The following is a 26,594-nucleotide window of genomic DNA, read 5'->3' as shown; positions in this document are numbered from 1 at the left end:
GGCCATCAATTTTAACGAGGACGCCCACAAGGCACGCCACGCGGTGGATGATTTGCGTCTTCCACCGAGGTACATTCGCCGAGATGTCCATTGATGAACCTCCTATGAGTGATGAGCGAAAGCCCAAGATGCCAGTCATCTGGCCTTATGCCTGGGGCATGCTTGTGCTGGGTTGGCTGAGCTATCTCAGCTTCCACACGCCGGATTGGCAGGGCGTGGCCCTCGGCCTCATGAGTGGGTGCATCCTCGCCGCTTGGGCGGGGGACATAACCGGCGGGAAGTTGCCGGACTTCATGGTGCCGCCGCGCGGCCGGCGCCGGCCGTGAGCACGTTCAGAAGGATCGAGTTCGCCAAGCCCTGAGTGACGCGGTCCTTCACCTTCCCGCTCCACGCGCGAGAGAGGATTTCCTTCGCCATGTCCGGGCGCGTTTCCATGAGCGTGCGGGTGATCTGCTCCAGAACCGTCGGCGGCATACCCTTGGCTTCGTTCATGCCCTTGGTCAGGGCCGAGATTGCCGCTTCGACCGGTCGCCCCCGCAGAAGATTGGTCATCACGCTCGGGTCGAAGCGTGCCATGTCCGCCGCATCCGCAAGATTGTCAGCGGTCTTGGAACCCCCAAGCGCGGCCTGGTTCGTCTCGAACATGCGCGCCTCGCGCGCCAGCCTCTGGCCGAGCTGGTCGGCCCGGCCCGGCGCCGCGAAGGCCGGAAACTCGGCAGCGGTCGCGTCGCTCATGAGGGGGCGAGCCTTGTTCGCCCCGATGGCCGCCGACTGCACCTGCTCGATGAGCGGGTCGGCGTAGCCCGCGCGGAATGCCGCCTGCTCGCCGGATGTCATCCCCTGGAAGGCTGGGATGGTGTCCTGAGAGCGCCCGCGCTGCGCAGCGACGCGGCCGGCGTCCACAGCGTCGATCTCGCGCGACCCCTGCCGGAAGGCATTGCGCGCGGCCGCATAAGGCTCTGACGCGTTTTCCAACGCCGCTTCCAGCTCCTGCTTCACCCCCATCAGAAGCCGGGCCTGATTGCCGGCGCCGGAGCGCGTCGCGCGGCCGATCATGTCATCAATGTCTTGCTTGGCGCGCAGAACCGCTGAGAACTCCGTGAGGTTCGACTTCCCGTCTGTCAGCAGGCTGCGGGCGCGGGACAGCGCCCCTTCGACCGAGTCCGGCGCGATCTGGTCCGTCGTGCTGGCGAAGCGAGACAGCCCAGGCTGGAGCACCTCATCAATGCGGGCGAGCGCCGGTCCCACGTCCACGCCATAGGCGCCTTCGCGTGCCGCCGCATAGTTCACATCAGCCGCCGCGTCTCGGGCACCAGTCAGCGTTGCCGCGCGCTGGGCGGCGGTGTCCGGGGCGTCGAAAGCATCGGCCAGCGCGCCGGAGATACGCCGCCCCTGCCCCGCCTGCCGGGACTGGAGGAAGTCCACCAGCGCCTGGCGCTCGTTCTGCGGGTTCCGTGCTGCCGTCGAAAGCATCCGCTGGCCGGCGTTCCCGAGGGCGTCAGCCGTCGTGTAGACATCCTGCCCGGCTGCGCGGGCCGCCGCGAGGTCGCCAGCCACGCTGTCCGCGGTCATACCGGAGCGGCGCAGCGCTTCGGCAACGGCGGCGTCCGCATATTCCTGGGGCCGCAGCCGGGCCATGATCGGAGCCACGAGAGGCTTGGCCGCCGTCGTCACACCACTGATCGCAAAAGGCAGAGCCGCGCCCAACGCACCACCTGCGGCGAGCCCCAAGCCGGCCCCCTCTGCCCGGTTTCCGATGCCGCCCTCGCCGCTGCCGAAGCCCTGAAGCGCGCCCATGACGGCGCCGTCGAGCGCCGATCCGCCTGCGACCTTGAAAATGCCCCCGCCCGCCTGCGCTGCATTGGCCGCAGCGGACAGCCCCGACTTGGCAAGGCCAGCTCCGCCTGCGATCCCGCCGGCGATCTGCCCGGCTAGACGATAACTGCCACGCTTCTCCTCATCGGCCTTGTCGATGCCCCGTTGCGCAGCGAGGTTCTTGTCGTAGCGCTCGGAAAAGCTGCCACCGTCCTGCCCGGTCCCGAACACTGGGTTGAAGAGCGCATCGGCGCCCGCCGCGAATTCGTCCGCAACGCCGCCTGACAGTAAGTCCGCCGCGCCGCGCACAGCGGCATCGATCTTCCCCATCACGCTGTCTCGCGGATCAGGGGCGGCAGGCTTCGCGCCGAACTGCTTCAGCGCCGCAGCGGCGGCATTGATGTCCGGGGCGTCTACCTCGAACGACCGCCCGTCAGGCGCCTGCACCTCGAAGATTGGCATCTCACTGCACCTTCGGTCGGATCTTCACGCCGTTGTCGAGCGTGGTCCAGTAGCTGCTGGCCGGCGCGGCGGGAGCGGAAGGAGCGGAAGGCTGGGCTCCCGGCGCGGCGGGCGCGCCACCGGCCGCCAGCTTCTTCGCCCGCTCCACGCCCGCATTGACGACCTCTTCCATGTCCGAAAGCGCCTGGTTGAAGGCTTCCTTGGACTGCGCCGTGTCGAGCCGGGCGAGAGCGTTCGTCGCCTTCTGCCCTTCGACTTCGGTGATCGCGCCGCCTCCCTTCAGGCTCTGGAACGCCTGGAGGAACGCCTGCCCCTTTAGCTGGTCGACCTTGCGCGCGAAATCGTAGCCGCCGGTGGCCGGGATGACATTGAAGATGGACGAGAGGCCGGTCCCGCGGTCGCGGTACGGGTCATTCCGCACATCCTGAATGGTCTTCTGGATTTGCTGGGCCGTCGCGAGGACGTTGGGCAGGTTGGCCTGCGCCTGCCCCTGCACTTCACCCGTTGCCGTCCCCACCGCCTTCTGCTGAGCCTCCGCCTGCACGTTCTTAGAGATGCGGCCGATCGGCTGGCGCGTCTGCGGATCGAGCAGGACCGTTTCCGTCCCCGCGTCCACCTTGATCGGGTCGCGGGCGATGTTGAAGCCCTGCGGCAGCTTCGGCTGCATCGGACTGCCGTCCTTGCCCAACTGGATCAGGGCCGGGTTGCCGTTGGCGTCGGTGCCCCAGATCGGGTTCAGGCCATATTCGCCGCCGGTGCCGGTCTTCGACTTCAGGAAGGCAGACAGCGCTTCCTTGTTCCCGGCCAGCACCGTTGCCTGCTGCGGGTCCATGCCCTGCGCCTGAAGCCACTGGAGCGTCTGGTTCTGCTGGACCGCCGCCAGCTTCTGGGCCGTGCCGCGCTGGCGGATCGCGTCGTCCGCCAGGGAGTTCTGGGCGGCGTTCTGGAAGCCGCGGGACAGCCCCTGCCCGATCGTCGGCGCGCCAAGAAGTCCGGAGGCCAGCCCCATCAGCAGATAGCGATTGTCGCCGGCCCACTGGCTGAGCCCGGCCAGAGGGTTGCCGCTGTCTGCCGGGGCAGCCGGCGCGCTCATGGGCGGGGCAATGGACATCGGCGCTGCCGGGGCGGATGTGGGCTGCGCCGCCGCCGGCAGTTTCGGCTGGTCGGGGAACTGCGTCACGCCCGACCACTGCGGGGCGTTCATCAGCATGCCCAGATTGGCCGGGCCCGAGACGCCGGGATAGGGCTGCGCCGCGGTGAGGAGATCCAGCAGGCCGACCATCTCAGTGCACCCCGCCCATCTCGGCCGCGCGCGCCGTCGCGGCTCCATAATCGACGCCCAGGAAACCACCCATGTCGCCCACCGCCTCGGGCACCGCCTTCATGACATCCTGCGCCATGAGGCCGATGTGCGTTTCGGGGGCGCCCTTGTAGCGGAAGCGATAGACCGGCTGCCCGTCGAACAGCTCGCCCACCTGGGCAATGTCTTCCTTGGCCCGGCGATCCGAGAGCGCCAATAGGCCACCAATGGCACTGGTGCCCCCGGCGGGCGCCGAGAACAGGCTTCCCAGCCCCAGCGCCCCGCCAAGGATGTTGCTGAGCAGGCTCTGCGGCTGCGTGCTCGTGCTCTGCGTCGTGCCGCCGGCGCCGGCAATGGGCAGGATCAGGTTCTCCAGCATGCCCAGGTTCTGCACCGGCAGGCTGTAGGCCGTCTGGTCGGCGTTGATCGTGTTCGTGTAGGGCGAGTTCAGGATGGTGGCGAGGGAGCCGTTCAGGCCCGCCGCCGACAGCCCTGCCTGGTTCTGCGCCCCGGTGATGCCTTCCAGCGCGCTCGACGTGCCGAGCCCGGCCGAGTTGAGAAGGCCGAGGCCGGCAAGCTGCTGTCCCGCCAGTTGCTGCTGCGCCTGGTTGTAGACCGAGCCCTCGGCCTGGGTGATGCCCTTCCCCAGCGCTCCAGCGTGCGCCCCGGAAAGATCCCGGCCGGCGGCAGCGAACATGCCGTTGACCGAGTTCTGCGCGTCGTTCCCCGCCTGCTTGGCATAGGCCTGCACGATCGGGTTCTGCGTCGGGTCCGAATAGCTGGCCGATGTCATGGGCGCCAACGCGCCGGAGATGTTCGCCCAGTTGTTGTTCAGCAGGCCGGCAGTCGACCCATACCCACCCCCGGAATAGAGGCGGGACATCAGATCGCTGTAGTTCCCCGCCTGGGTACCGAGCAGCCCGGCGTTGCTCTTGATGCCAGAGAGCGCCGCCGTCTGGTCAGCCGTGGCGCCGGTGTCTTGATTGAGCAGGCCGCCCGCCTTCCCGAGCACGTCCATCAGATATGGCGTGGCCGGTGCCCACGGGTTCGTTTCCGACGTCTGTTTCGTGGTGCTGCTCTTGCCCATCAGGCCAGCTCCTTCTCGAACACCACGCGCTTGACCGCGTAATCTGGGTGATACCGGCGCCAGCCGGTTCGGCCTTCAAACCTGACGCGCACGCAGCCCTCGGCCCGGGCGAAATCCTCGATGCCATGGATCAGCGGCGCCCACGCCCCGGCGTCCCGGCCGCCGGCCGCCACGATGCGGCACGAGAGCCCATCGTCGCCCACTTCCAGCTCTGTCACGGCAGCGGCGATGACCTCGCCGCCGGCCAGCGCCACCCACAGCAGCGCCTGCCGGTCCTGCAGGGACGCCCGGACCGTCGGCGTGTGCATGGCCCGCGTCCGCCGCGCCGCCGCCTCGATCCAGTGCCCCACCAGCGGCCACATGCGATCCACAAGCTCTGGCGGCACGCAGTGCAGGTCAGCCGAGGGCGACATAGCCGAACGTCCGGTCCGTGGCAGACGACACGTCGTGATGCACCGTGAACGACCCCGCGGCCGCCACCGCATAGAGGCCTGTCGCGGTTGCCGCGGTTGCGGTCGTCGGCATCAGGAACACCACGCTGCCCGGTGCGCAGTTCACGGCGGCCACCGTCGTCAGCGCGGCGCCCGGCGTCAGCGTGCATGTGCCCACGGCATTGGAGCGGCCCACCGCCAGTTCACGGATAGCCTGCGCCAGCTTGAACGGGTCTTTCTCGGTCAGGGCGGGGATCTGGAGGCTCATCGCGACCCCGTGGGAACGGCGTCGACCTCAACGCCCGTGCAGAACGTCCAGCGAGCGCCCTTCCTGAACCGGAGCTTGAACCGATAGAAGCGCGTGTCGCGGCGGATCGGGCACCAGCCGAGGATGTTGCGCGTCGTCTCGCGCGACCACTCTCCGGCATCCATGAGCGTGCTGCGCTGGCTGATGGAGGCCATCACCTCGGTCGCATCCGTGACCGGCATCGCGGCTTTGATCATTGCCCGCTGCGCACCGCCGCCCTCGGCCGAGACGAGGGTCGCCTCAAGGTTGGGCCCGGTGAACAGCCCCAGACGGTGCTGGGCATCGAAAGCCGCCATGAGCAGCCCGCCAGACGCTGGGAACGAGTCCAGCGAGAACGGCAGCGTGTCGAGATTGTATTCCGGATAGGCCGCGTCCAGACGCTCGAGCGTCATGCCCGGCTGGGCGAATGGCGCGATGAACTCGCCCTGGAACTGGAGCGGCGTCCAGCGGTTCAGCAGATAGTCGTAGGCCAAGGCCTTGTCGAAGCGCCCCGCCGCGCCGGACTGGGAGCGATAGGCCCAGATGATCCGGCTGGATCGGGGGTCCGCCGCGCCCATCATCAACTGGAGGTTGTCGGCATTGAAGTCGGCGGCAAAGGTGCGGTCCACCCGTTCTTTCCCGATCGGCTCGGGGGCGCCGGCCGGGTTCATCCGGTAGAAGCCCGATCCCGCATACCAGAACACGTATCCGGCCGCCTGGGTGATGCTCAGCGCCACCGCACACCCTGTCTCACCCGGCACCTTGTCGATCTGGAAGATGACCGCAGAGCCGGGCGAATAGATCAGCCGGCGGATGGCGTTCTCCTGAAAGACGATCCCCAGCTCGCCGCCGGCAACGCCCTGAACGGCGCCACCATCCGCGAAGTCCTGAAAATCAGACTGGTCCGTTCCCGAGGTCCACCCCTCGATATTGTCGATGGCCGACCACTGGATGCGCAGGGGCGCGCCAAGCAGCCCGCTCGCCACCAGGAACCGACTCACCACCGAGACGTATCGCGCCTGCGGCGGATCGCCGGCCAGATCCTCGAACTGCGTCGAGCCCGCGCCCAGCGTGATGACCTGCATGGGGTCGCCGATCTGCGCCGCCACCACCCGGTTGTCGAACTGGGCAAAGCTCCACAGATCGGAGCCCGTCAGATTGTAAGGCCCCTTCGACACGTCCTCCCATGCGAAGGTCGTGTTGTTGAGGCGCCAGAGGCCGTTGGCCGTGCCCGCGATGATCGTGACCGAGCCGTCTTCGTTGATCGCCCGGATATAGCCCCGGCAGGGCGCCGGCAGCGCGTCGGTCAGCGCCTCGATGCTCGCCACCGGCCCATAACCGTCCCCGCGCGGGAAGACGTTCAGCATGGTCTGGCTGTGCTGGCCGTTATAGTCCGACACGTCGGGCCGGTATTCGCCGAAGGCCAGCATCAGAGGTTCATCGGGCGGATGACGCCCGTCCCCATCTTGCGGTTGGCGCGCTTGGCCATCTGGCTGCGGTAATCCTCCATGGCGAGGTTCATGCGCTGGGCGAGGGCGTCGTCATTGACGACATGCAGCGCCAGCTCCAGCTTCGCCCGCGCGCGCACCAGGCGCTCGCCATCGGTCATCCAGCGGTTGCCCGTCGTGTCAGGGCCGGCAGGCGCCGGCGGGCTCAACTGGCCCGTGATCCGCACCGGCCAGACATTGCTCGGGACGGGATAGATGCGGATCTGCTCCGCGAAATAGGCGAACGCGCTCGGCGATCCCTTGGCCGTGCCGTTGAGCGACGCCATCTCGATGTCGACCGGCTCGACCTGAGAGAGCTGGAAGACCGTGTTGCCGTCGAGATAGGTCACAAAATCGAAGGCGATGATGTTCGGAATATCGGCCAGATCGTCCGAACCGTAGAATTCCTGCCCGTCGGCGGTGTTGAAGGTCAGCGCCCGCGTTTCGCAGAACAGGAAACGCTCAGTCCGGAAGGCCTCGATTGCGTCGACGATGGCGCGGTCGATCTGATCGGTCAGGTCGTCGCGTGCGAGTTCGTCCGCGATCCTCTCGATCATGGTCGCCTTGGTCGACATTGCTCACCTCCGGAAGTGGCGGCGGGTCATAGAGCCCCGCCGCCTGTTCGTGGAGCAGCCAGAAGAGGGCCGCGTGCATCAGCCGTCGTTGTCCGGGATGTACTGGATCACGACATAGGCCTTGCCGGTCGTCGCCGCAGTGCCCGTCTGGGTATACATCGCGTACACGTCCAAATCGGACGCCAGCGGCACCAGGGCGGCGCTGGTGGGCTTGATGCCGTTGGTCAGTGCCGCCGCGCTTTCGTCCACATCGCCGGAAGCGACGATGTTGTTGAACGAGGTCGAGTTGGTGCCGACCGTCAGCACGTTGGTGGAGGCCGCGTTGAACACGGTCGCCACATTGACGGAGGTGGAGAGGATCAGCGCGCCGGCCGGCAGCGTCCCCTTGCGCACGCCACTGCCGATGCCCGCGTCATTGTAGTTGACGGTGAAGCGAAGGTAGTGGACGAGCTGGGAGGCATACTGCCGGGCGACCGAGCCTGCGGTGTTGGTGGCCATGTGATGAGCCTCCTATCAGCCGTGGGCCGCAGCGTAGGTGCTGATGACGATCGTGCCGAAGTCGACGTTGTTGAACTGCGTCTTCTTCAGGCCGAAGATCGTCCAGGCAGACACCTCCATGCGGCGCTTGTGGTCGAACAGCTCCTCGTTCCAGCGGTAGCGGGTCGGCCCGTTGTCCTGGCCGAAGCCGATGACAGCGGCCTGCGCGCCGAGGAACACCGCCCGGCGGACGGTCGAGATCGCCGCACTGGTGCTGGAGTTGACGCCCTGCGTCACGTCCACGGCGGAGCGGAGCACCACGCCGTTGTAGACGCCGAGCGCGCCGGTGAAGATGGGGCTCTTGTCCACCATCCCGCCGGCCATGGCCGCCTTCTGGATGTCCAGCCACTGGCCCGTCGCCGTGGTCGTGCGCAGGTCGGTGACCTGATACGGGTGCAGGTAGCACACGTAATAGTCGTCCGAGCCCACCTTGACCGGGCGGATCTTCGGGCTGGCCGTCTCCGCCATCTCCTTCGCCTTGTCGATCAGGTCGAGGGTGAAGAGGTTGGAGGAGCCGAGGGCCTGATCGTTGGAACCGGTCGGGCGCAGCACGCGGCCCGAAGACGGCGCCGCGATCGCATTGAGGCCGGCATACTTCGTCCGGGTCTCGGCGGTGAAGCCACACACCTGGTTGAAGAAGCTGACCGACATGCGCTTGGCAAACCAGTCCGCGAGACCGTCCTTGCACTCGGAGCGGATTTCGAACGGCACGCGCTGCGCGTCGATCGTGTTGTTGCTGGCCGCCGAGACGACGTGGCCCAGCTCATTGATGAGGAGGCCGTCGGAATAGATGCTCAGGCTCTCGCCGTTGCCTTCCGCAACCTCGTTCTCGGTGAAGCCGTCGCCGGTGAGCTGGAGGCGCAGGCCGTAGGTGACCTTGTCACCGGAGCCCTTTCCGGTCTCGGTCTTGCGCTGGATGATCGAGTTGGTCCCGTCGCCGATGAGCGGGGCAATCGGAGTTGCCTTGAGCGCTTCGGCATCGAGCCCCTTCGACCACAGCTTGACCGCAAGGGCGTCATTCACGCCAAAACGGGTATAAGCCATTGTTCAGGTTCCGATTTTTGTGGAAGCGCGCCTGTTGACGTTCAGCGCAAGAACGAAGCGCCCGTTTGACCTCGGGGCGCGCGAGCTGGCCGCTGACGTGGGCCGGACGAAGAGCCTAGCCGGCCCGGGGCAATCCGTGACGTGGATCAGCCGTCGTTCAGAGATCCGCGAGGTCTCCCGCCATTCGGGCATGGAGCGTCATCACTGACGCTGCCAGCTCCAGCTTGAACCCTCCGGCCTCTGCCCATTCGGTCTCGACCGTGCGCGCTCCAGAAACGGTAGCCACCGCAAGGCCGACAATCTCGCCGCGCTCGGCTCGCGCCAGAAGATCGCGCAGCATGTCGACGACACACGGGACAGGGGTCGTTCCCGTCGCCAGCTCCCCGCCCCAGAGAGGGACGATATCGCCGGCCACCGTCAGCCGCCGAAGAGCTGGCGCATCTTGGCGGGGTCGCCCTGCACCTTCTCATAGATCGCCTGGAACTCGGCGTCGCTCATCTCGGCGAGGGCCTTGGCGTTGAGTTCGCCACCGGCGCGGCCGCCGGCATTCGACAGTGACTTGGAGGCCGCCGCCACCGCCGCGAGCCGGGACACCTCGTCCGCAGCGTTGGGCTGCTCCTGCGCGGGCGGCGCCTTCATGGCATAGCCCCGCGTCTTGGCGAGGCCATAGACCACCTCGGCCGGCGACTTGCCCGCCTGCACGGCGTTGCGGACCAGCTGCGCTTCCTCCTGCTGGATGATACGCGCCCGCTCCTGCGGATTTGCGACGCCATAGAGCTGGAGTTCCTGGTCGCGGCTGGAGATCAGGTGCGAGTAGGCGTCGCGGAAATCCGGCGTGTCCTTGGCGAAGCGCAGCGCGTCCTGCTGATAGGTGGACACCAGTCGCTGATGATCCTGCACCTCGGCCGTCTGCTCACGCACCTGCGTGGCCGTCTTGTTCGCCGCGGTGACCTGCTCGCCCAGCCACTTGATGTATCCCAGCGGGTCTTCATCGGCGTTGGGCGGGGCGGCGGGTTGCTGTTCCTGCGCCGGGGGCGGCGTGAAGGCCTGCGTCAGCAGGTTCAGCCGCTCTTCCAGCCGGGCGTAGCCGAGCTTGGTCTCTTCCAGCGCCCGTTCGGTGGCCTTTCGGCGCTCGCGCTCCGCGTGAAACGCGCCGTGCCGGACATAGCGGCCATCGTTGCGCTTGCCGTCGGCGGCATCGTCTTCGCCGAGGTCGGCGTCGTCCACCAGCCCGGCCGGCGCCGCGGTGTCCTCGGGGGCGGGGGCGCCCGTGTCATCGCCCGGCGTCAGCGCACCGGCGCTCTCGAAATAGGCGCGGTCTTCGGGGCTCAGGTCGGCGGTGTCCGCCGCACTGGGCGTCCCGGTGTTCTGCTCGGTCATCGTGTCCTCGTGACGTGATGGATGCGAAGACGGCACTCACGCGGCCGCCGGGCGAAGCCCGCTATTGGAGAGCGGGAATTCCGATGGGCTGGCGCATGAGGCGCGCCGCCTCGATCTGTGTCTTTTCGGCCGAGGCATGCGACTGGGCAGCGCTGGCGGCGTTCTTGGCGGCGGTGGTCTCGTCCACCTTGATCTTCGCCAGCGCGGACTGGAGCGCCACCATGGCCTGCTGCTTCTGCTCGGGAGACGCCTCGCCCTGCGCAGGGATCAGCGTCTTCAGCTTCTCGACCAGAGCGGACGGCAGCGGCGAATACTCCAGCACGGCCAGCCACAGCTCCGGCGTCATCATCGGGCCGACCAGCGGCAGCATCTGGGAGATGATCGCCCAGTTGGCTTCCTTCTGGTTCGGTGCCGACGGCGCGTCGTCGATCACCACGTCATATTCGCCCACGGTGGTGTCGCGCATGAGCGGGATGACGCGCTCCGTCCCATCCCGGCCAAGAATGCGCACAAGGCGCCCGTCGCTCAGGAAGTTCTGGATGAAATAAAGCCGCTGCTTGCCGATCACCTTCCGGTAGCGCCGCAGGCTGTCGAAGGCCGTGGCGAGGATCGTCATGGCGGCCTGCTTGCGCTGCGCCTCCAGAATGCCCGGCTGGTTCGCGTCCCGCATGCCCAGAAGTTCGAGGTTGATGCCGGTCACGTCGCGAATGGACGAGATGGCGAATTCCAGCAGTTGGTAATAGCCGGCGGGGATGCCGGTCTGCGGCTTCGGCTGCACCTTGGCGCCATTGACCGAGGACAGCGCGCCCTTGCGGAGCCAAGTGATTGCGTCCGGCCGCGCCCAGGTCTCTTCGGCGTCCCGCTGGTCCTCGAATGCGTCTTCCTCCGCCAGCAGCCCGCCCTTGGCGTTGGTGTTCATGATGTGCAGGGCCTGCTGAAGCCAGCGGTTCGCCCACTTCTGGGGGTCGCGCATCAACTGCATGAGGCCGAACCACGTACCGGCGTTCCGGTCGCGCTCGCCCGTGATGCAGGCATAGCTGAACGTGTTCCCGGTCGGCGGGGTGGAAACTTCCAGCACCACGGAGCCGATGAAGGCCCGCTTGTAGACCTTGCGCGTCGCCGAGGCGCTGTTGAGCTGCACGCCCAGCTTGGACAAGCGGCCGCTGAGCACGTCGTGCTCCTTGGCCGAGAGTTCGATGCGCTGGCCCGTCGCCGGATCGGCGGCGATGAAATACCGCTCTTTCTCCCACCACTGGAACTCGACAAGCGTCACCTCGCTACGGTCGTCGTCCAGGCTGAAGGCGTCATAGTTCCCGTCGCGCACCCGCTTCTGCTCGACGGTCTTGTTCGGGTCGATCAACTCGCCAGCATCGGCCCACGTCGCATCAAGTTCGGCGTCCGTGAAGCCGGGGAACATGTCGCGGGCGTCGCTGATGGGGATCTTGCGCACCCGGCACACCCGGCGCGCGTCGGCGAGGTTCCGCTTTTTTGCGCTTCGGTCCCAGAACATCTCGAGCGGGTCGATGCGGTCCTCGACGTAATCGCCCTCGGGGTTCTCGGTGTTGTCCAGCCGCTGCTCGGTCCAGCCCATGCCGCAGATCAGGCTGTCCTGAAAGGCATCGCTCTCTTCGTCCTCGGCCCCGGCCTGATCCGCGAAATACTTGCTGGCGCCGGTCAGCGCCTCATTGACCCCTGCGTCGTCCAGCGTGCGCGGCAGATAGTGGATTTCCTGCCGCCCGTTGATCTCGGACCCCGCCACGGCCTTGATGATGGACAGCGAGCGGTTGAAGACGATGGCCGGCCGCTGCTGGCTCTCGAGCGCGGCTTTCTCCTCGCTCGACCACTGATCGCCCGCTACGAACGCATACCACTCGCGCGCCGCCGGCCGCCACTTGTGGCTGTGCGCCGCGTCCATCTGGAACCACGCGCGGAACCGGCGCATGTCCATGTCATCGGGCGCGCCGATCATGCTCTCGCCCGCGCCGGACAGCGCGCTATCGCTCATGCTGTCCATGCGGAACCTCGCGGGCGGTCGCGCACGGCGCGGTGCCGGTCAATCGGGCCGGTCGGCTCGGGCGAAGCGAAGCGCTTCATCATGATCGCGTAGCGCGTGGCTGACATGAGGTCGTCGCGCTCCTTCACGATCTTGCCGTCCTTGCGGTGGTAGAGCCGGAATTCGCTCATCCAGTCCTCCAGATGGCGGAAGACCTTGAGCCGGCCCGTCTGCATGCGCTCCAGCATCTCCATGATGCCGGCCTCGACGCCGTTGCCGCCCTGCTCGTGGGTAGCGTGCTCGTCGAGCATTTCAAGCCCGTGGTCGCGGTATTGCTCGGCCAGCTGCTGGCCGGACCCCTTGTCGTGCTGAAAGCCATCGTGTGGCCACGCGCAGGGGATTTTCTTCCCCCATGGGCGGATCGCCGCGGCGTGTATGACCGAGCTTTCCTCGCGGGCCCGATAGGTGTTCACGACATAGATCACGTCGGCGTCGCGGTCCCATGCGATCGACACCGCGCCAAAAGGGTGATCCCACCCGAAATCGAGACCGTTGATGCGCGCCCAGTGCTTCGGGATGGGCATGGCGTCGCAGAGGATCAGCTCTTCCGCGATCGGAAACACGCGGCCCGATCCCAGCACCGGAATTCCCTTCGTGCGCGCGTCCCGCATGTGGGCCGGGATTGCGGCCCAAAGCTCGTCCTTCTGCTGCTGCGTCAGGTGCGGGACATCATCCCACGTCGCCTGGATGCAGAACCTAGACACCGATCGCCGCGATGAACTGGGCGGCGATGTCCGTCATGCCCTCAAGGGGCGTGAACGTGCAGAGCATCAGGCCGCTGGTGGTCATGAGGCGCATGAGGGCTTCCTGATAGACGTCGGCCGGCGGCTCTTCGTCCAGCCACACCACGTGCTTCGCCGTGCCCTGGAATTTCTTGCGCCCCTGGTCATAGCTCTTGAAGCCGATCAGGCTTGTCCCGCCGGAACGGTGGCGGATGGCCGCCGTGTCGATGGCGCCGGTGATGCCCGCCCGACGGCTGGGCTCGCCCACGATGTCGTCCGCCGGGATGAGGCCTGTGCCCAGATCGTCGATTTTCCCAAACAGCACCGACTGCACGATGTCGCGCGTCGTCTCGCCCGTGTCGCCGGCCGCCCATGCCTCGATCGGATGATCGAAGCGCCGCCCCTCCCACCAGTCCGGGTATCGGCCGGTCAGGTGCAGCACCGTCTCGTAGCCGCCGACGCCGTATGTCTTGCCCACGCGGTTCGCGGCCATCATGCACCGTTCTTGGTGCTCGACGCCGGCCCGAAAGAACGCCATGTGCTTCGGATAGAGCTGCCGCCGCAGCGCGCCCGTCTCCGGGTACATCCGCAGCAGCTTAGTGCGTTCGGCCCGGCGCTGCTTCTCTGCCAGCAGCTTCGCCAGCTCCGCCTTCGCCTCCGATCTCGAGTTCAAGGGCGGCTGCGAGCTGCCGAATGCGTCGGTCAAGCTCGTCATCGGAAAGGTCCACCTCCGTCGTGACCTTCAGCTCCTTGGGAAGGATGGAGGCCACCACCTTCAGGTATTGGTCCGGCTTCTCTTCGCGGACGCGCTGGATGGTCTCCGGGCCGTTTTCGATGAAGTCGTCGTGCAGCGCGGCGATGAACGCCTCACCGAGTTTGTTGCGCGACCCCTTGGGCCTGCCGGCCGGGTTTCCGCTCTTGCCCGGCTGGAATGGAATTCCGCGCTGCTTCGGAGCTGAAGGTTCAGCGCGTACCACATCTGGCGCTGGAGGTGCGTACTGGTACGCATTCTGGTGCGCATTTTCGGTGCGCACCGCGCGCTCGGTACGCACCTTCTTCGATGCCTCTTTCTTCTGCCTTGGCCGCGTCGCGGCCTTGGCGGGCTTCTCCTTCTTCGGCCGATGACCGAACACGCCCGGCTCGGCCCATCCCTTCGCCTTGCGCTTCCGGATGGCGCCTTCCGTCACCCCGTGGCGCTCGGCCAGCTTGCGAGTGGACATGGAGCCGTATTCGGCCTCTATGGCCTTCCAGTCGGGCATGTGGCTTCCCCTGCCCCGTTGGTCCGTGGCGGCTGCCTTGGCTGGCCGCTATCCGCGCCGGGGCGCTTCCGGCGGGGCCTGCGCGGGGGTCGTAGCCTGAGGCGCAGGGCTCATGTGCCGTGTGAGGATCTTCGACGGCCCCTGTCGGAGGCTTGCGGAATGGGTAGCTGTCAGCGTGAACCGTGAGCGACACCGGTTCAGCCCATCCACCGTCGAAGCTGTTTTGCGGCCCGTGACGGCGGGTTGCCAGATGCCTAGTGCGAACTGGGCGCCGCAAGCGTCAACGGCGCAGGGCATCTACCGCAAACTGCATTTCGCGGACTGAGCTTGAGACAAATAGGAAACTCTAGCCGCCGCCAGAAACGAAGAAACGCCCATGCCTTCCGGCCGGGCGCTATTCTTCACTCTGCATTTCGTGCACAGGTTGCCTGATTTGCAGATCAATGGCAAGAGCATGATTACTTGTAGAGGATCGCCACTTCGCGCTCCTCATGAGACCATGCGCAGGCATCCCCGATGCGGGCTCCGCGCACACGAATGGGTCGATCGCCCTCCTCTTCGGCAGGCTCGTTCAACCTCCACATGGAAGCGAGTGCGGCCAATCCCCGTCGAGTGGGCTGGATGTCCTGCGGCACCTGATCGCGCAGCAGCAGGGCGTCGATATCGCGTATCGCGCTCCGTGAATTCTCGACCCGCTTCAGGACGCTGGTGGCGCGATCGAAAGACGCGAGCACACGGTCACGGCGCTCTTCCTCCGTCTCCGGTCGCTCTGCCGCCATCAGGTCGCCCTCTGCGTCCTGCTGCACGGGGCTCGCCACCATGATGGCGGCCGATGATGCGGTCATGGGCGTGGCGAGCACGATGTGAAACTCGTGCAACACCCTTCGGAGGCGCTCTCCGGCCCAGCATTCCGGCTCCGTGATGAGGCCTGCGAGAAAGAGCCGTCCGAGCGCGCTTTCGGCCCGCTGATCCTTCCGCGCCCCCTCCGGCAGCCACCGGCGGTGCGGCTGCTCCATGGCGACACCCATGATCGCGTCCCGCCTTTCCGAGCGCGGCAGGCGCTTCGGCTGTCCGTTCGGCTGGCGCTGGGTGATTTTCCGCTTCCGTCCGGCCATTCCTCGGCACCCTTCCCTTTCCACGCCATCCCAGTTGCGGTTCACGCCGCCACCCTCTCGGCTCGCCGAGCCTGCCATTGCGCCACGACATCGGCCGGTACGCGGGTTGACGGCAGGTCCGGCGGAGCACCCCAAGAGCCAGGCCATTGCCCTCGGCTCCAGGCCGAGAAGCAGGTTTCGGGGTCGGGCAGGTTCCGTGGCCAGCCGGGCGGCACCGACGGACCGCCGACGGGTGCGGCCTGCTCGTTCATCTCCTCCCAGAGCCGGCCGTTCAGCCAGGATCGGGCCTGCTTGACGAACCGAGTGCCCTCGTCGCCACGGCGCCGAACAGCGGCGGCGTAGAGCGAGGCACCCCGGATGATCTCCTCGGGAGTCGAGCCGGCGGCAATCGCTCGGTCGAAGACGGTTCGGGCCTTGGGCCAGTCCTGCGTGCCTTCCCGCTTGGGGTAGCAGGCCTTCAGCTCATCGAAGGCTGCGTCACGTTCGGCCTTCGATGGCCGCCCTCCCGGTTCCTCTCGCGTGCACGTGCGCGTCAAGAGCGTAAGCTCTTCTCCTATACTCTCCTCTCTTAGGCTTGCCTTCTGCGGAAGCGCTGCTCTGTGCGCCTCGTTATTTTTCAGCAGCTTATCATCAGTGACGAGCGTCGATGGAGCGCTTAGGATCTCCGATGAAGCGGCTTGGATCTCAAACGAAGCGTCTAGAATCTCAGACGAAGCGTCTAGGATCGGCGTAGAGGACGATTTTGCCCGCCGCGAGGACGCCCTGCCTCCCTTCGCCGCATGCTTCCGATTGAGCCTGATCAGCTCCAACTCGCGCTCGCAGCGGTCGTTGAACACGACGCCATCGGCGACCTTGAGCTTGCCCTTCTGGCAGAGCCCGTTCACGGCAGCCCGGAAGTGATCAAGCCGCATGTTGCAGCGGCCCGCGATCCCGCGCTCATTGAGAGCGATCGGCCCTTCGTTGAGGTAGAGAAGCTGGCAGATCACATGGTACGCGCGATATTCGTTGGCGCTCAGGCTCTCGGTCCCGTCCATCCAGCTCGGGATGTCGTGTCGATAAAAATCGACCATCAGGTGTGCCCTCCATAGCGCCAGTCGAGATTGCGGATTGCGGACGCGCCGATGTCGCAGAACAGGTCCACGGTTCCCGTGGGCCCATTGCGGTTCTTGGCGACGACCACTTCGAGCTTGTTCCTCACATGCTCGTGCTCGGCGAGGGCCTGGAGGTCGCCGGAGCGGTAGGCCTCCGACTTCTCGAGGTAGTAGGCCTCCCGGTAGAGGAACATCACGACGTTGGCGTCGCTCTCGATGTCTCCGCTCTCCCGCAGGTGGTGGAGGTCGGGCCGCTTGTCCTTCTCGCTCTCGATCCCGCGGTTGAGCTGGGCCAGCAGGAGGATGCAGACGCCCTCGTCCTTGGCGATGGCCAGCAGGCCGGCGGTGATCTCACCAACCTCATAGGCCCTCTGGCCCTTGTAGCGGTCGGTCGCCTTGAGGAACTTGAGATAGTCGACCGCAACAACGCGGAGGGTCACACCTGCGCGCGCGAGACGCTTCCGGGCCGCCGATACGCGCGCTCCGAGGTCCGCTACCGCGAGGCGCGGCGCATATTCGATCTCAAACGGCAGGGCGTTCATACGCGCGGTCGCGCCCATGATCCGTTCGAAGTCGTGGTCCGACAGGCCGTTGCCGGCGCGGATCTGCGAATGGGTGAGAGGAAACCGGGCGTCAAAGACCAGATCCGCCTGGAGCCGCGCAGCCACCGCCTCGCGAGACAGCTCAAGGGAGAACAGCATCACGCCATTCCCCTGCTTCGCGCTTTGCAGGAGCGATGACGTTCCGAACGTGGTCTTCCCGACGCCCGGGCGGGCTCCGAGCACGATCAGTTCGCCAGGGCGATATCCCAGCATGATGCGGTCGAGATCCGTGAAACCCGTGGTGGCGCCGGAGGGCTGCGCCTCTCCGCACCGAATGCCGTTGATCTGCTCGAGGAGGCGCTGGGCGCTCTCTCCCGCCGTCTCGCGAGTGACCTGAGCATCCGCCATGCTGGCGCGCACGGTGTCGATCTCGTCGAGCAGCGCCTCCAGCTTCTCGTTGGGCATGCCGTTCGACGACGCCGTCCTGCTGACCGCATCGCCGATGGCGCGGGCTGCCCACATGTCCCGCAGGTCGGCGGAATAGCTCTTGGCCATGATCGGAGGCCCGGCGTCCGCCACCAGGCGCGCGACGTACTGGCCGACCGTCATGTCGTCCGCGACCGGTGCACTCCAGTCCATCTTCAAGGCCGCAGCCAATGTCACAGGGCTGCTGGGAGCCCCGCTCGCATGCCGCGCCTTCAAGGCTTCGAACAGGCGCCCATGGAGGGGCTGGGCGAAATGCTCGGGCTCGAGGGAGCTTGCCACGGCTGCGAGAGCCTCGGGCGCGCAGATGAGACAGCCCAGCAGTTCCTGTTCGAGGAGCAGGTCTGCCGATGGCGATGACGGCGTGTCGCTCATTGGCGGAGGACCACGGGCTTCGTCAGGTCGTCCCGCTGCGCCGCAGACATGAAGAGGTCCAGCCAGCTCCGCCAGGCCTTGCCTGCGGCAATGCCGTCCTCCTTGCGCCCCGTCTTCTCCGCCCGGCGCCGGTGGCGGTCATAGTCGTTCCAGCGCCTGTCCAGCTCATCCGCCCGGATGGCGTTCAGATCCACGATGTCGCCGCTCATGGCCGGCTCCCGTCCTTGTGCCGAATTTCGCGGAAATTTTTCCGGCCGCCATTTTCGTCGGGATCCACCGCGCGCTTGGGCTCGTGCGCCTTTCCAGAAGAGCGCGGGTCCGCCTTCGTCAGCGACGGAGAATTGGCGCGCGGGCGGTTGAGCGAGGCCGCGACTATCGCGTCTCTCTTGGCGGTCAGCGCACGCGACTTATCCAGAACCCGCCGGGCGACGTCGCCAATAGGCTCCCACGTACCGCCTTCGTCATTACGCGTGCCGCCCTCGTCAAAGCTGTTCATCGCCCGCCTCCGTCTCGAATTTCCGGCGCTTCTCCGATCGCCCGGCGGAGCTGCGCCAGGCGCGCCGCCACCTGCTGAACTTCGCCGCCACAAGGATCAGCACCATCCGCCAGCAGCGCGGAGAGTTCGTTCGTGTGGGCCTCGATCTCCAGGAAGAGTTCCCGAATGAGCGCTTGCCGTAGTGCGTCATGGAGGTGCGCTCCGATGTCCTTGAGCCGTCCGCGGCAGATGTTCTCGTATGTGCCGGTGCCGGCCCTGATCTTCCGTGCAGCCAGCGGAACGGCCTCCTTGGCGGAGAGCCCCATACGCCGGGCGATGATGTCCCGGAGCCGGACACCCCTGCTGGCCGCGCGCTCAACATACGCCGCCGCTGTCATGACTATCCCCCGATCTCGGATGCCCATGCCATCAACTCCGTGGTCTGGTTGGAACCATCGGAGAGGGACAGGAAGGGGCACGCTTCATGGACAAGGACGCTCAGGGCGAACTGGATCTTGGCGGAGAAGCCGCCGCTGAGCGTGGTGAGACGGTGAAGGGACGCGAAGTCCCGGAAGAGCAGTCGGGCAGCAAGGTCCATTGGCTGCCGATCGGCACGGTGGCGCAGCAGATCATCGAACGAGCACGGCAAGGCTTGCTCGCCCATACCGAGGGAAAGCCACCGGTAATGGCGCGCCATCGGAAGCGCAGAGCTTTCGGAAGGGCGGGACTGGTCATCGTCCTCCGGCCTGATCACAGCGGGCGCAGACCGCTCCGACGCAGGTGATGCCGCTTCCAGGTGCGATGAACTGGCCTGCTGGCGCGCCTGCACCTGCGCGTGGCCGCGCGAAAGCCCGCCGGCTGAAGCAGTCATAGCTGCCCGCCGCTCTTCTCGGCCGCTTGGCTCGGCCATTCAGCGGCCTCCTCTCGGAAGAACCAAGCGTCGTCCCAGCACAAGCGGCGATCGTGAGCCCCTTTCCGGATCGAGGCGAGGTGATCGTAAGAAGGCTCCAAGTCGCCCGTTTCCCAGCGTGAGACCGTCCCTTGAGACACGCCGACGACAATCGCGAAGGTGGATTGGGTCATCCTGAAGACGGACTGTCTGATATGGCGGATCGCTCGCATGAAAGGAATATATTCGAATACGAATTATATCGTCAAGCGTCCTCTGGAGCCGCGCCGTTGCGGGTTTTCAGAAATGCGAATATGCGACGTGGCATGCCCAACTACGCACGCCGGATCCGCGAGATCCGCAAAAATCTCGGCATGAACCAAGCGGAATTCGCCGCGGCCCTTGGCGTCAGCCAAGGAAGCGTCTCGAAGTGGGAAGCCGCCAAGGAACAACCGCGCACCACAGCTCTGCTCAAGATCGCAGAGTTGGCCGGCCTGCCGTCATTTAGCCTGTTCTCTGGAACTGACCACAACCAGAAGCGACAGGGAGGCCTTCGCGCAGTCCGGGTCGTCGGCAGCATCCAAAGCGGATATGGCGTGGAGGCACCGGAGTGGGACGAAGAGCAGCATTTCGACCTTATGCTGCCAACACCTCCTATCTGGGGGCCACTCGAATTATCGGGCTGGATCGTTCGTGGCGAGGAAATTTGGACGAACTGGCCGCCTGGGAGTTACGTGATCGCAGCGCGTGAAGCGGATCCAGATGACGTACCGCAAGGTTTTCGACCCCAGAAAATCCCGCTTCAGAACGGTGATGTGGTTGTTGTATCTAATAAAATTGGCCATCTTTATGAAGTAACACTGAAGAGATACTTTGAGTACGACGAGAAAACGGCTGGACTTATGCATTTGGGCAATGAGACTGGATCTGCAATGCGCCCTATTAATATTAACATAGGCTGCATAAATGGCCCGGATTTTGAAATCTTAGGCTTGGTAATTGCCACTCTGCGCTATGAGATTGATGGCGACCGCCTTACCTATGCATCGGTCGATTAGCGCCAGGAATCTCGTTGCGCATATATTCGAATACGAATATGGTATCTCCGTCCCAACCCGACGGAGGACGTCATGGACATCGCGACCACCACCCTTTCCGACAGCCAGAGCGACGCCGAGCACCTGAACACGGAGGCGGATCCCTTCAAGCAGACGGCTCGCTCGCGCAGTTCTCAGTCCGCAACCGGCCGTGGGCGACTGCCTCAGGACCCTGCCATCCGGGCGATCGAACTGGTCCGCAAGCGTTACGCGGCGTTTAATGACGCCCTCAAGGTCCAGGGACACCTGGAGCGAGAACTTCCCGATGAGCTCTGCAAATCTGAGATCACCTATTGGGAGCGGAAGATCGTAAAAACCGACGCTCCGGAATGGATATCCTCCGTCCGCACAGTGCACCGCGCGTGCGAAAAATTCCAAGACGCGCTCTGGGACGCCATCAACACCTCGCCCACTTCGGCCTCGGGCGCTCTGGCATTGCTGAACCTGCTCGAGGAAGACATGGGCTTCAAGCATATGGCAATGGACCAGCAGGAGATGTCGGCCTTTGCTCAGAGCCTGAGCTCATTCATCCGGTCGCAGATGACGCCGGCGATGACCCTCGTCGCTGCCGAGTAGCCGCGTTCCCGACGAGAAAGGCCGTGAGATGGACGATGTCGTCGAAAGGCTACGGGTATTCACGGCCGACTTCCTTCGCTGCTTCGGCGAAGGACGCGAGCACGACACCCTGGTCGAGGCGATCGCAGAGATCGAAGCCCTCCGCCTGAAAGTGGCCAAGCTTAAGAAGATGCTGGCCGACAGGCCGGAGGGCCCCTTGTGAAGCGACCTGTATTCGCTCCCGAACGGATCCGTGCTCCACATGCCGCGGCGATCCTTGGCGTCGAGACGAGGACCGTGCAAGCCTTGGCAGCGCGCGGCGAGTTACCAGGGGCCGCCAAGATCGGCGGCCTGTGGACCTTCGACGAAGCCGCGCTTCGCAGCTGGATCAAGGAGCGCACAACATGCCCCCAAAACCCAAGGCACCGAAGCACACCTACTGGCGTGGCGACACGCTATGGGCACGATTTACCGTTGCAGGTCGCGAAATCCGTGAAAGCCTCCGAACAGGCTCTGCGAAGGTTGCGGCGCGGCGCGTAGCCGAAATGCGGGAAAAGGCCGTCGGCGCGACCCGCTTCGGCGAGACACGGGTGCTCTGGGACGATGCCGTTACGGCCTGGGCCTCATTCATCCCCCGCCAGGTCGGATCACCTCGAACGGTGAAACGCTACGCGGATTCGCTCTCGATCGCCGGCCGACACTTCAGCACGCTGCCCATTGCCGACATAGACAAGGACGCCATCAATCGGTTCGTGGCGGCGCGGCGTGCGGAAGGCGTGACCAACGCGACGATCCGGCGTGACCTCCAGGCGATTTCCTCCCTCCTCGACTTCTCCGAGGATGAGGGATGGCGGGACGGCAACCCCGCTCTCGACAAGATGCGCCGGCTGAAGGAGCACCGCGATCCGATCATGCTGCCCGACGACGGCGATTACGCGTTTGTGCTCAGCCGACTTCAGGAAGGGCATGCCGAGATGCTGCGGGCTGCCCGGGCGACGGGAATGCGGCAGGACGAACTGGCGCGAGCCGAGCGGCGCCATTTCAACGCGGCCAACTCCAGCCTGCTCGTCCGCGGCAAGGGGAACAAGCAGCGCACGATCAGCCTGTCAGCCGAGGCGGCGGCGATCTTCTCCCGCCAGCCCGTCTCCCTGGCCTGCCCCCACATCTTCCATCACGCCGGCAAGCCCATCACGAAGGCCGCCTTCATTTTCTCCCGCGCACGGCGGGCGGCACAGAAGGCGGCACAGAAAGCGGGCATGGAATTCCGTGGATTTCGGTTCCACGACATGCGCCACCTCTACGCCGTCGAGTTCCTCCGGAGCGGCGGCGACATCTACACCCTGAAGGAGCATCTGCGGCATTCCTCAGTGAAGACAACCGAGATGTATCTTGAGTTCCTTACGCCGGAGGAGGCCGAACTCGCCAAGCGTGGCCGCAAGGCCGGTCTTGACGGACAGGGAGGCTTGATGGAAGAAGGCCGGCGAGCCTCGAAAGGTCGTGAGGTCTGAGCCATCGGCACAAACGACGGCACATGACAATCGGTCTGGCGAGTGCCGTTCGACTTGTAAGTGATTGATTTTTTGGTGACTTCCAAGTTCCGGGCCGGCTTAGCACAGCGGTAGTGCAGCGGTTTTGTAAACCGAAGGTCGGGGGTTCGATCCCCTCAGCCGGCACCAATGTCCTGATTTCTCGTCGTTTTGCCGGAGCTGGTTGTTCTGCGCCCCCTCCGGTAAGGCCGAACAGCGCATGACGCCTCAACGCGGGTGACGCGCGGCGCAGAGGCGACGGGCTCCTTCCCATCGTGCCCCTCGGACAGCCCACTTCCATCCCGGTCCGGTCAGCTCAGGCGCATCTCGGTCAGGTAATGCTCGAGCATGTCGGTCGCCCGATGGATGTCGGCATCCGTGCCGCTCCGGGCGGCATCGGCGAGTGCCTGCGCCACGGCCTGCAAGGCGGAGGAATGGGGGACGGAGGCCTCGCCGCTGGACAGGAACGCTCCCGCCTCGCCCAAGGTGCGCAGGGCGCGGCGGGGCGATGCGGTCAACGCAATGACGTGCGCCAGCGGCTTGTCCCAGTAAGCCTCCTCCCTGTCCATGGCCGTTCCGGGCAGGTGGTCACGGCCGTCGAACGCGGCAATCGCGCTGGTGGTCCGTTCCGCCGGCCGGTCTCCACCGAACGAGCCGGTCGGCCCGCGGCCCTGATGGGCCTCGGATTGATCGCGAGCACGATCGAATATCGGCTCCGTCGGGCCTATGCCGATGCTGGCGCGATCCTGCGCATTCTGCTGGCGGTCGTCGGGCATCAGGTTCTTCTCGGGCATGGCTGGCTCCTGGTCGCGGCTGGAGAGGGGCGAAGGCGCCCCTTCGAGGTTCGGGCGCATCGGCCGCGCGGGCGAACCCGCACGGCCGTCAGGGCTTCAGCACCACCTTGATGCAGCCGTCCTGCTTGTCGCGGAACTTGGCGTAGAGATCCGGCCCCTCTTCCAGGCTCGCCCGGTGGGTGATGACGAAGGACGGGTCGAAGTCGCCGTCCTCGATCCGCTTCAGGAGCGTCGGCAGATAGCGCTGGACCGGCGTCTGGGCCATACGGAAGGTGAGGCCGCGATTGATGGCCGAACCCATGGGGATCTTGTCGAGAAACCCGCCGTAAACACCGACGATGGAGACGATGCCGAAGTTGCGGCAGCACTGGATGGCTTGGCGCAGCACATGGGGCCGGTCCGTGCCCATGAAGGTTGCGACCTTGATGCGGTCGATGCGCGCATCGAAGGAGGACGAGGCATCGGCCTCCGTGCCCACCGCATCGATGCAGGCATCCGCGCCCCGACCGCCGGTCATCTCGCGGATGCGCTCATAGACGTCCTCGGCGAGGAAATCGATGGTCTCGGCGCCGCCCGCCTGGGCCAGCGCCAGACGCTCGGGCACCGTATCGATAGCGATGACCCGTTCGGCGCCCAGCATGAAGGCGCTGCGGATGGCCATCTGGCCCACGGGTCCGCAGCCCCAGATGGCGATGGTCTCGCCGCCGCGGATCTCGCAGAACTCCGCCGCCATGTAGCCGGTGGGGAAGATGTCGGAGAGGAACAGCACCTGCTCGTCGGAAAGGCCGTTCGGCACCTTGATGGGGCCGCTGTCGGCGAAAGGCACGCGCAGATATTCCGCCTGTCCGCCGGAATAGCCGCCCAGCATGTGCGAATAGCCATAGAGGCCGGCCGGCGAGAAACCCCACATTTTCTCCGCCATCTGGTGGTTGGGGTTCGAGCGCTCGCAACCGGAGAAATAGCCGCGCTGGCAGAAGAAGCACTGACCGCAGGCGATGGTGAAGGGCACCACCACACGATCGCCCACCTTCAGTGTGGTGGTGCCGCTGCCCACCTCCACCACCTCGCCCATGGTTTCATGGCCGAGCACGTCGCCGCTTTCCATGGAGGGGATCACGCCGTCATAGATGTGCACGTCGGAGCCGCAGATGGCGCAGGCCGTTACCTTGATGATGGCGTCCGTCGGCTCCTGGATGGTCGGGTCGGGCACCTGTTCGCATCGGATGTCGCCTTTGCCGTGGAAAGTCAGTGCCTTCATCGAGCCGCCTCATGGAAGGGTCGGGCCTGCGCATGACACCTCCGGCGCTGTCGGCCGGCTCCTATGCGTGCCCTGTTGGCAAACAGCTCCGGCTCCCCCTTGTTCCTTCGGCAACGCTTGTCTTTTCAGGGCCTCCGGCCGCGCCTGCGCTTGGCGGGAGGCGGCAGGAACGCCCCCGTGAAGGGCCGATTAGCGCCTGGTCAACAGGTGCGCAGACCTTGAGGCCACGGCTCCCTTCAGGGGCGGGTCCGCCGCATGCAACCTGCCGCGGGCGGAAGCGTTCCCTTATGGCGCGCGCCGTGGTGCCGGGCTTGCGCCAGCGGAAGGGAACACGATGAACACTGCCAATCTCCAGCTCGAAGGCCTCCTCCTGGCCGTCTCGAACCTGATCGAAATGCTCCGCCGGAAGGGGCTGGTGACCCAGCAGGAGATCGAGGAAGCCCTGCACGAGGCTCTGGGTGCTGCGAGGCGCGATGCTGACGGCCGCAACATCTCACCCGCGCAGGGTGCCGGCATGGAATTTCCCATCCGCTTTCTCCTGACGGCGACCAATCTGTCCGACGGGCCACCCCAGACCTTCTCGGAGGTGGCGGCCATGATCGGCGAGACGCGCGACCAGGATAAATGAGCGTCAACTTGACAGAAGCTGGGAGAAAGAGCGTGCGGAACGTCTGGCAGGGAACTGCCCAGCGCGGAGCAGGTTGACCTCCATGCCACCGGTTTCCTCAACCGAACGGAGCACCGCCATGCCGCCCTATCCCACCCCGCCTCTACCGCCGCAGCAGCAGCGGATGCCCGGACTGACGGACGCCATGGACCCCCGCCCGGACCACGGGGAGGCGTCCTATGTGGGCTCGGGCCGGCTCAATGGCCTGAAAGCCCTCGTGACCGGGGGCGACAGCGGCATCGGCCGGGCCGTTTGCATCGCTTTCGCGCGGGAAGGGGCAGACGTCTGCATTTCCTATCTTGATGAGGACGAGGATGCGCAGGAGACCCGCCGGCTTGTGGAAGAGGCGGGCCGCAAGGCTGTGCTGATCCCCGGCGATATCTCCGACCCCGCCTTCTGCCGGGATCTGGTGGAGGAAGCCGCGACGGCACTCGGCGGTCTCGACATTCTCGTCAACAATGCCGCCCATCAAGCGACCTTCGAGCGCCTCGAGGACATATCGGATGAGGAATGGGCCCATACGTTCGACGTGAACCTGCACCCTATGTTCTATCTTACCAAGGCGGCGCTGAAGCACATGACCTCCGGCGGCAGCATCATCAACACCGCCTCCATCAATTCGGACATGCCGAACCCGTCGCTGCTGGCCTACGCCACCACCAAGGGCGCCATTCACAACCTCACGGCCGGGCTGGCCCAGGCGCTGGCCGATCGCAACGTGCGGGTGAACGCGGTGGCGCCGGGTCCCATCTGGACGCCGCTCATCCCATCCACCATGTCGGAAGATTCCGTCACGAATTTCGGGAAATCCGTGCCCATGGGGCGCCCTGGCCAGCCGGCGGAACTCGCCACGGCCTATGTGATGCTCGCGGACCCGAAGTCGAGCTATGTCTCCGGCGCGACCATCGCTGTCACGGGCGGCAAGCCGTTTCTCTGAACGCCTGCGGGAGGGCGGTCCGACGCCCTGGCGACCCTGATCTCCGGCTTGGAGGAGCCTCCGCCCCTCTCCGCCGGAGCTCGGGAAAATAAATCCCGGAGCGCTTTCAGGCCGAGCGTCTTCCATATTCCTTCATGAAATCAGCATGAGCTACGCTTCCGCCTTCGGCAGCGCTCGCGCTTGTCACGAACTGCGGTTCTTTTGCTTCATGTGCCGTTCATCGGCCCCGTGCACCCTCTCTCAAGGAGGACGCATGGAATTTACGGTGATGGGCACGATCCTGGGGATCTTTCTCGCCTGCCTGTGCGGCGTCGCCTGGACGATCTGGCGGTCCTGAACAGCGCCGGGCGGC

At 65.8% G+C, this 26,594-nt stretch carries 33 protein-coding genes, 1 tRNA gene and 1 pseudogene; 10 read left to right on the top strand and 25 right to left on the bottom strand.

The annotated features are described in order from the left end of the window. Positions 1–104 precede the first annotated feature (104 nt). Positions 105–326, top strand: coding sequence for a hypothetical protein (locus AZC_RS04355; protein ID WP_052285855.1), 222 nt, complete (start codon positions 105–107; stop codon positions 324–326). On the opposite strand, the gene AZC_RS04350 is transcribed toward AZC_RS04355, so the two are convergent. The 23 genes from AZC_RS04350 to AZC_RS26390 all read right to left on the bottom strand — a co-directional run bounded on the left by AZC_RS04350 (position 292) and on the right by AZC_RS26390 (position 19,602). Next, on the bottom strand, positions 292–2,277 hold the full coding sequence (locus AZC_RS04350) for a hypothetical protein (protein WP_012169382.1): 1,986 nt from the start codon (positions 2,275–2,277) through the stop codon (positions 292–294). The genes AZC_RS04355 and AZC_RS04350 overlap by 35 nt on opposite strands. A 1-nt stretch (position 2,278) precedes the next feature. Further along, positions 2,279–3,559 carry a hypothetical protein gene (locus AZC_RS04345; protein WP_043878880.1) on the bottom strand — a complete coding sequence of 427 codons (1,281 nt, stop codon included), beginning with the start codon at positions 3,557–3,559 and terminating at the stop codon, positions 2,279–2,281. A 1-nt stretch (position 3,560) separates the two neighbouring features. Beyond that, positions 3,561–4,664 carry a tail fiber domain-containing protein gene (locus AZC_RS04340; protein WP_012169380.1) on the bottom strand — a complete coding sequence of 368 codons (1,104 nt, stop codon included), beginning with the start codon at positions 4,662–4,664 and terminating at the stop codon, positions 3,561–3,563. Continuing rightward, positions 4,664–5,077: a hypothetical protein gene (locus AZC_RS04335; protein WP_052285854.1), complete on the bottom strand. Its 414-nt coding sequence runs from the start codon at positions 5,075–5,077 to the stop codon at positions 4,664–4,666. Before AZC_RS04335 ends, AZC_RS04340 begins: the two co-directional genes overlap by 1 nt. Further along, a complete protein-coding gene (locus tag AZC_RS04330; RefSeq protein ID WP_012169378.1) occupies positions 5,061–5,363 on the bottom strand; it encodes a hypothetical protein in 303 nt (100 codons plus the stop codon). Before AZC_RS04330 ends, AZC_RS04335 begins: the two co-directional genes overlap by 17 nt. Next, on the bottom strand, positions 5,360–6,811 hold the full coding sequence (locus AZC_RS04325) for a hypothetical protein (protein ID WP_012169377.1): 1,452 nt from the start codon (positions 6,809–6,811) through the stop codon (positions 5,360–5,362). Before AZC_RS04325 ends, AZC_RS04330 begins: the two co-directional genes overlap by 4 nt. Continuing rightward, a complete protein-coding gene (locus AZC_RS04320) occupies positions 6,811–7,443 on the bottom strand; it encodes a hypothetical protein (protein ID WP_012169376.1) in 633 nt (210 codons plus the stop codon). The genes AZC_RS04325 and AZC_RS04320 overlap by 1 nt, the downstream gene beginning before the upstream one ends. A 78-nt stretch (positions 7,444–7,521) precedes the next feature. Continuing rightward, a complete protein-coding gene (locus AZC_RS04315) occupies positions 7,522–7,941 on the bottom strand; it encodes a hypothetical protein (RefSeq protein WP_012169375.1) in 420 nt (139 codons plus the stop codon). A 15-nt stretch (positions 7,942–7,956) separates the two neighbouring features. Then, positions 7,957–9,024, bottom strand: coding sequence for a N4-gp56 family major capsid protein (locus AZC_RS04310; RefSeq protein WP_012169374.1), 1,068 nt, complete (start codon positions 9,022–9,024; stop codon positions 7,957–7,959). 157 nt (positions 9,025–9,181) lie between these two features. Then, complete coding sequence (locus AZC_RS04305) at positions 9,182–9,364, bottom strand: hypothetical protein (RefSeq protein ID WP_148209796.1); 183 nt, start codon at positions 9,362–9,364, stop codon at positions 9,182–9,184. 77 nt (positions 9,365–9,441) lie between these two features. Then, positions 9,442–10,404: a hypothetical protein gene (locus AZC_RS04300; RefSeq protein ID WP_043878879.1), complete on the bottom strand. Its 963-nt coding sequence runs from the start codon at positions 10,402–10,404 to the stop codon at positions 9,442–9,444. 61 nt (positions 10,405–10,465) lie between these two features. Beyond that, positions 10,466–12,418, bottom strand: a complete 1,953-nt coding sequence (locus AZC_RS04295) for a hypothetical protein (protein WP_052285853.1) — start codon at positions 12,416–12,418, stop codon at positions 10,466–10,468. Beyond that, entirely contained in the window at positions 12,406–13,161 is a 756-nt protein-coding gene (locus AZC_RS26055) for a terminase (protein WP_012169370.1), read from the bottom strand. The genes AZC_RS04295 and AZC_RS26055 overlap by 13 nt, the downstream gene beginning before the upstream one ends. After that, complete coding sequence (locus AZC_RS26050; RefSeq protein WP_244421791.1) at positions 13,154–13,852, bottom strand: terminase large subunit domain-containing protein; 699 nt, start codon at positions 13,850–13,852, stop codon at positions 13,154–13,156. The genes AZC_RS26055 and AZC_RS26050 overlap by 8 nt, the downstream gene beginning before the upstream one ends. Beyond that, a complete protein-coding gene (locus AZC_RS25390; protein WP_012169368.1) occupies positions 13,776–14,438 on the bottom strand; it encodes a DUF5681 domain-containing protein in 663 nt (220 codons plus the stop codon). Before AZC_RS25390 ends, AZC_RS26050 begins: the two co-directional genes overlap by 77 nt. Before the next feature lie 458 nt (positions 14,439–14,896). After that, the gene (locus AZC_RS04280) at positions 14,897–15,598 is read right to left on the bottom strand and encodes a hypothetical protein (protein ID WP_148209795.1); all 702 of its coding nucleotides are present in this window, start codon (positions 15,596–15,598) and stop codon (positions 14,897–14,899) included. Next, positions 15,595–16,623 carry a YdaU family protein gene (locus tag AZC_RS04275; RefSeq protein WP_012169366.1) on the bottom strand — a complete coding sequence of 343 codons (1,029 nt, stop codon included), beginning with the start codon at positions 16,621–16,623 and terminating at the stop codon, positions 15,595–15,597. The genes AZC_RS04280 and AZC_RS04275 overlap by 4 nt, the downstream gene beginning before the upstream one ends. Then, positions 16,623–18,044 (bottom strand): replicative DNA helicase, encoded by a 1,422-nt coding sequence (locus AZC_RS04270; protein ID WP_012169365.1) that lies wholly within the window; start codon positions 18,042–18,044, stop codon positions 16,623–16,625. Before AZC_RS04270 ends, AZC_RS04275 begins: the two co-directional genes overlap by 1 nt. Next, entirely contained in the window at positions 18,041–18,253 is a 213-nt protein-coding gene (locus tag AZC_RS04265; RefSeq protein ID WP_012169364.1) for a hypothetical protein, read from the bottom strand. The genes AZC_RS04270 and AZC_RS04265 overlap by 4 nt, the downstream gene beginning before the upstream one ends. Beyond that, on the bottom strand, positions 18,250–18,540 hold the full coding sequence (locus tag AZC_RS04260; protein ID WP_043878877.1) for a hypothetical protein: 291 nt from the start codon (positions 18,538–18,540) through the stop codon (positions 18,250–18,252). Before AZC_RS04260 ends, AZC_RS04265 begins: the two co-directional genes overlap by 4 nt. Further along, the gene (locus AZC_RS04255; protein WP_148209794.1) at positions 18,537–18,917 is read right to left on the bottom strand and encodes a hypothetical protein; all 381 of its coding nucleotides are present in this window, start codon (positions 18,915–18,917) and stop codon (positions 18,537–18,539) included. Before AZC_RS04255 ends, AZC_RS04260 begins: the two co-directional genes overlap by 4 nt. Before the next feature lie 2 nt (positions 18,918–18,919). Further along, positions 18,920–19,429, bottom strand: coding sequence for a hypothetical protein (locus AZC_RS04250; RefSeq protein ID WP_012169363.1), 510 nt, complete (start codon positions 19,427–19,429; stop codon positions 18,920–18,922). Continuing rightward, a complete protein-coding gene (locus AZC_RS26390) occupies positions 19,387–19,602 on the bottom strand; it encodes a helix-turn-helix domain-containing protein (RefSeq protein ID WP_420794815.1) in 216 nt (71 codons plus the stop codon). Before AZC_RS26390 ends, AZC_RS04250 begins: the two co-directional genes overlap by 43 nt. Here AZC_RS26390 and AZC_RS24765 point away from each other — a divergent pair. The 6 genes and pseudogenes from AZC_RS24765 to AZC_RS04225 all read left to right on the top strand — a co-directional run bounded on the left by AZC_RS24765 (position 19,561) and on the right by AZC_RS04225 (position 22,736). Next, a complete protein-coding gene (locus AZC_RS24765; RefSeq protein ID WP_012169362.1) occupies positions 19,561–20,466 on the top strand; it encodes a helix-turn-helix domain-containing protein in 906 nt (301 codons plus the stop codon). The genes AZC_RS26390 and AZC_RS24765 overlap by 42 nt on opposite strands. Positions 20,467–20,538: 72 nt before the next feature. Further along, a complete protein-coding gene (locus AZC_RS04235) occupies positions 20,539–21,081 on the top strand; it encodes a hypothetical protein (protein WP_012169361.1) in 543 nt (180 codons plus the stop codon). Positions 21,082–21,109: 28 nt separating this feature from the next. Next, positions 21,110–21,283, top strand: a complete 174-nt coding sequence (locus AZC_RS25670; RefSeq protein WP_012169360.1) for a hypothetical protein — start codon at positions 21,110–21,112, stop codon at positions 21,281–21,283. Beyond that, a pseudogene (locus tag AZC_RS26350) lies at positions 21,280–21,399 on the top strand (hypothetical protein); the annotation flags it as partial. The gene AZC_RS25670 and the pseudogene AZC_RS26350, both read left to right, overlap by 4 nt. Positions 21,400–21,464: 65 nt before the next feature. Then, positions 21,465–22,568: a tyrosine-type recombinase/integrase gene (locus AZC_RS04230; protein ID WP_081433893.1), complete on the top strand. Its 1,104-nt coding sequence runs from the start codon at positions 21,465–21,467 to the stop codon at positions 22,566–22,568. Positions 22,569–22,661: 93 nt separating this feature from the next. Beyond that, positions 22,662–22,736, top strand: a tRNA-Thr gene (locus tag AZC_RS04225). 161 nt (positions 22,737–22,897) lie between these two features. Here AZC_RS04225 and AZC_RS04220 read toward each other — a convergent pair. Continuing rightward, positions 22,898–23,380 carry a hypothetical protein gene (locus AZC_RS04220; protein WP_043878873.1) on the bottom strand — a complete coding sequence of 161 codons (483 nt, stop codon included), beginning with the start codon at positions 23,378–23,380 and terminating at the stop codon, positions 22,898–22,900. Positions 23,381–23,468: 88 nt separating this feature from the next. Beyond that, a complete protein-coding gene (locus tag AZC_RS04215; RefSeq protein WP_012169357.1) occupies positions 23,469–24,638 on the bottom strand; it encodes a zinc-dependent alcohol dehydrogenase in 1,170 nt (389 codons plus the stop codon). 334 nt (positions 24,639–24,972) lie between these two features. Here AZC_RS04215 and AZC_RS04210 point away from each other — a divergent pair, with 334 nt between their 5' ends. From AZC_RS04210 to AZC_RS25385, 3 genes are all read left to right on the top strand, one after another. Beyond that, positions 24,973–25,266 carry a hypothetical protein gene (locus AZC_RS04210; RefSeq protein WP_012169356.1) on the top strand — a complete coding sequence of 98 codons (294 nt, stop codon included), beginning with the start codon at positions 24,973–24,975 and terminating at the stop codon, positions 25,264–25,266. A 118-nt stretch (positions 25,267–25,384) separates the two neighbouring features. Then, positions 25,385–26,242, top strand: coding sequence for an SDR family oxidoreductase (locus tag AZC_RS04205; protein ID WP_043878872.1), 858 nt, complete (start codon positions 25,385–25,387; stop codon positions 26,240–26,242). 145 nt (positions 26,243–26,387) lie between these two features. Continuing rightward, positions 26,388–26,579, top strand: a complete 192-nt coding sequence (locus AZC_RS25385; protein WP_148209793.1) for a hypothetical protein — start codon at positions 26,388–26,390, stop codon at positions 26,577–26,579. Positions 26,580–26,594: the final 15 nt, after the last annotated feature.

Source organism: Azorhizobium caulinodans ORS 571 (assembly GCF_000010525.1).
GTDB classification, from domain to species: domain Bacteria; phylum Pseudomonadota; class Alphaproteobacteria; order Rhizobiales; family Xanthobacteraceae; genus Azorhizobium; species Azorhizobium caulinodans.
This window is presented reverse-complemented; position numbering and strand designations above follow the sequence as displayed.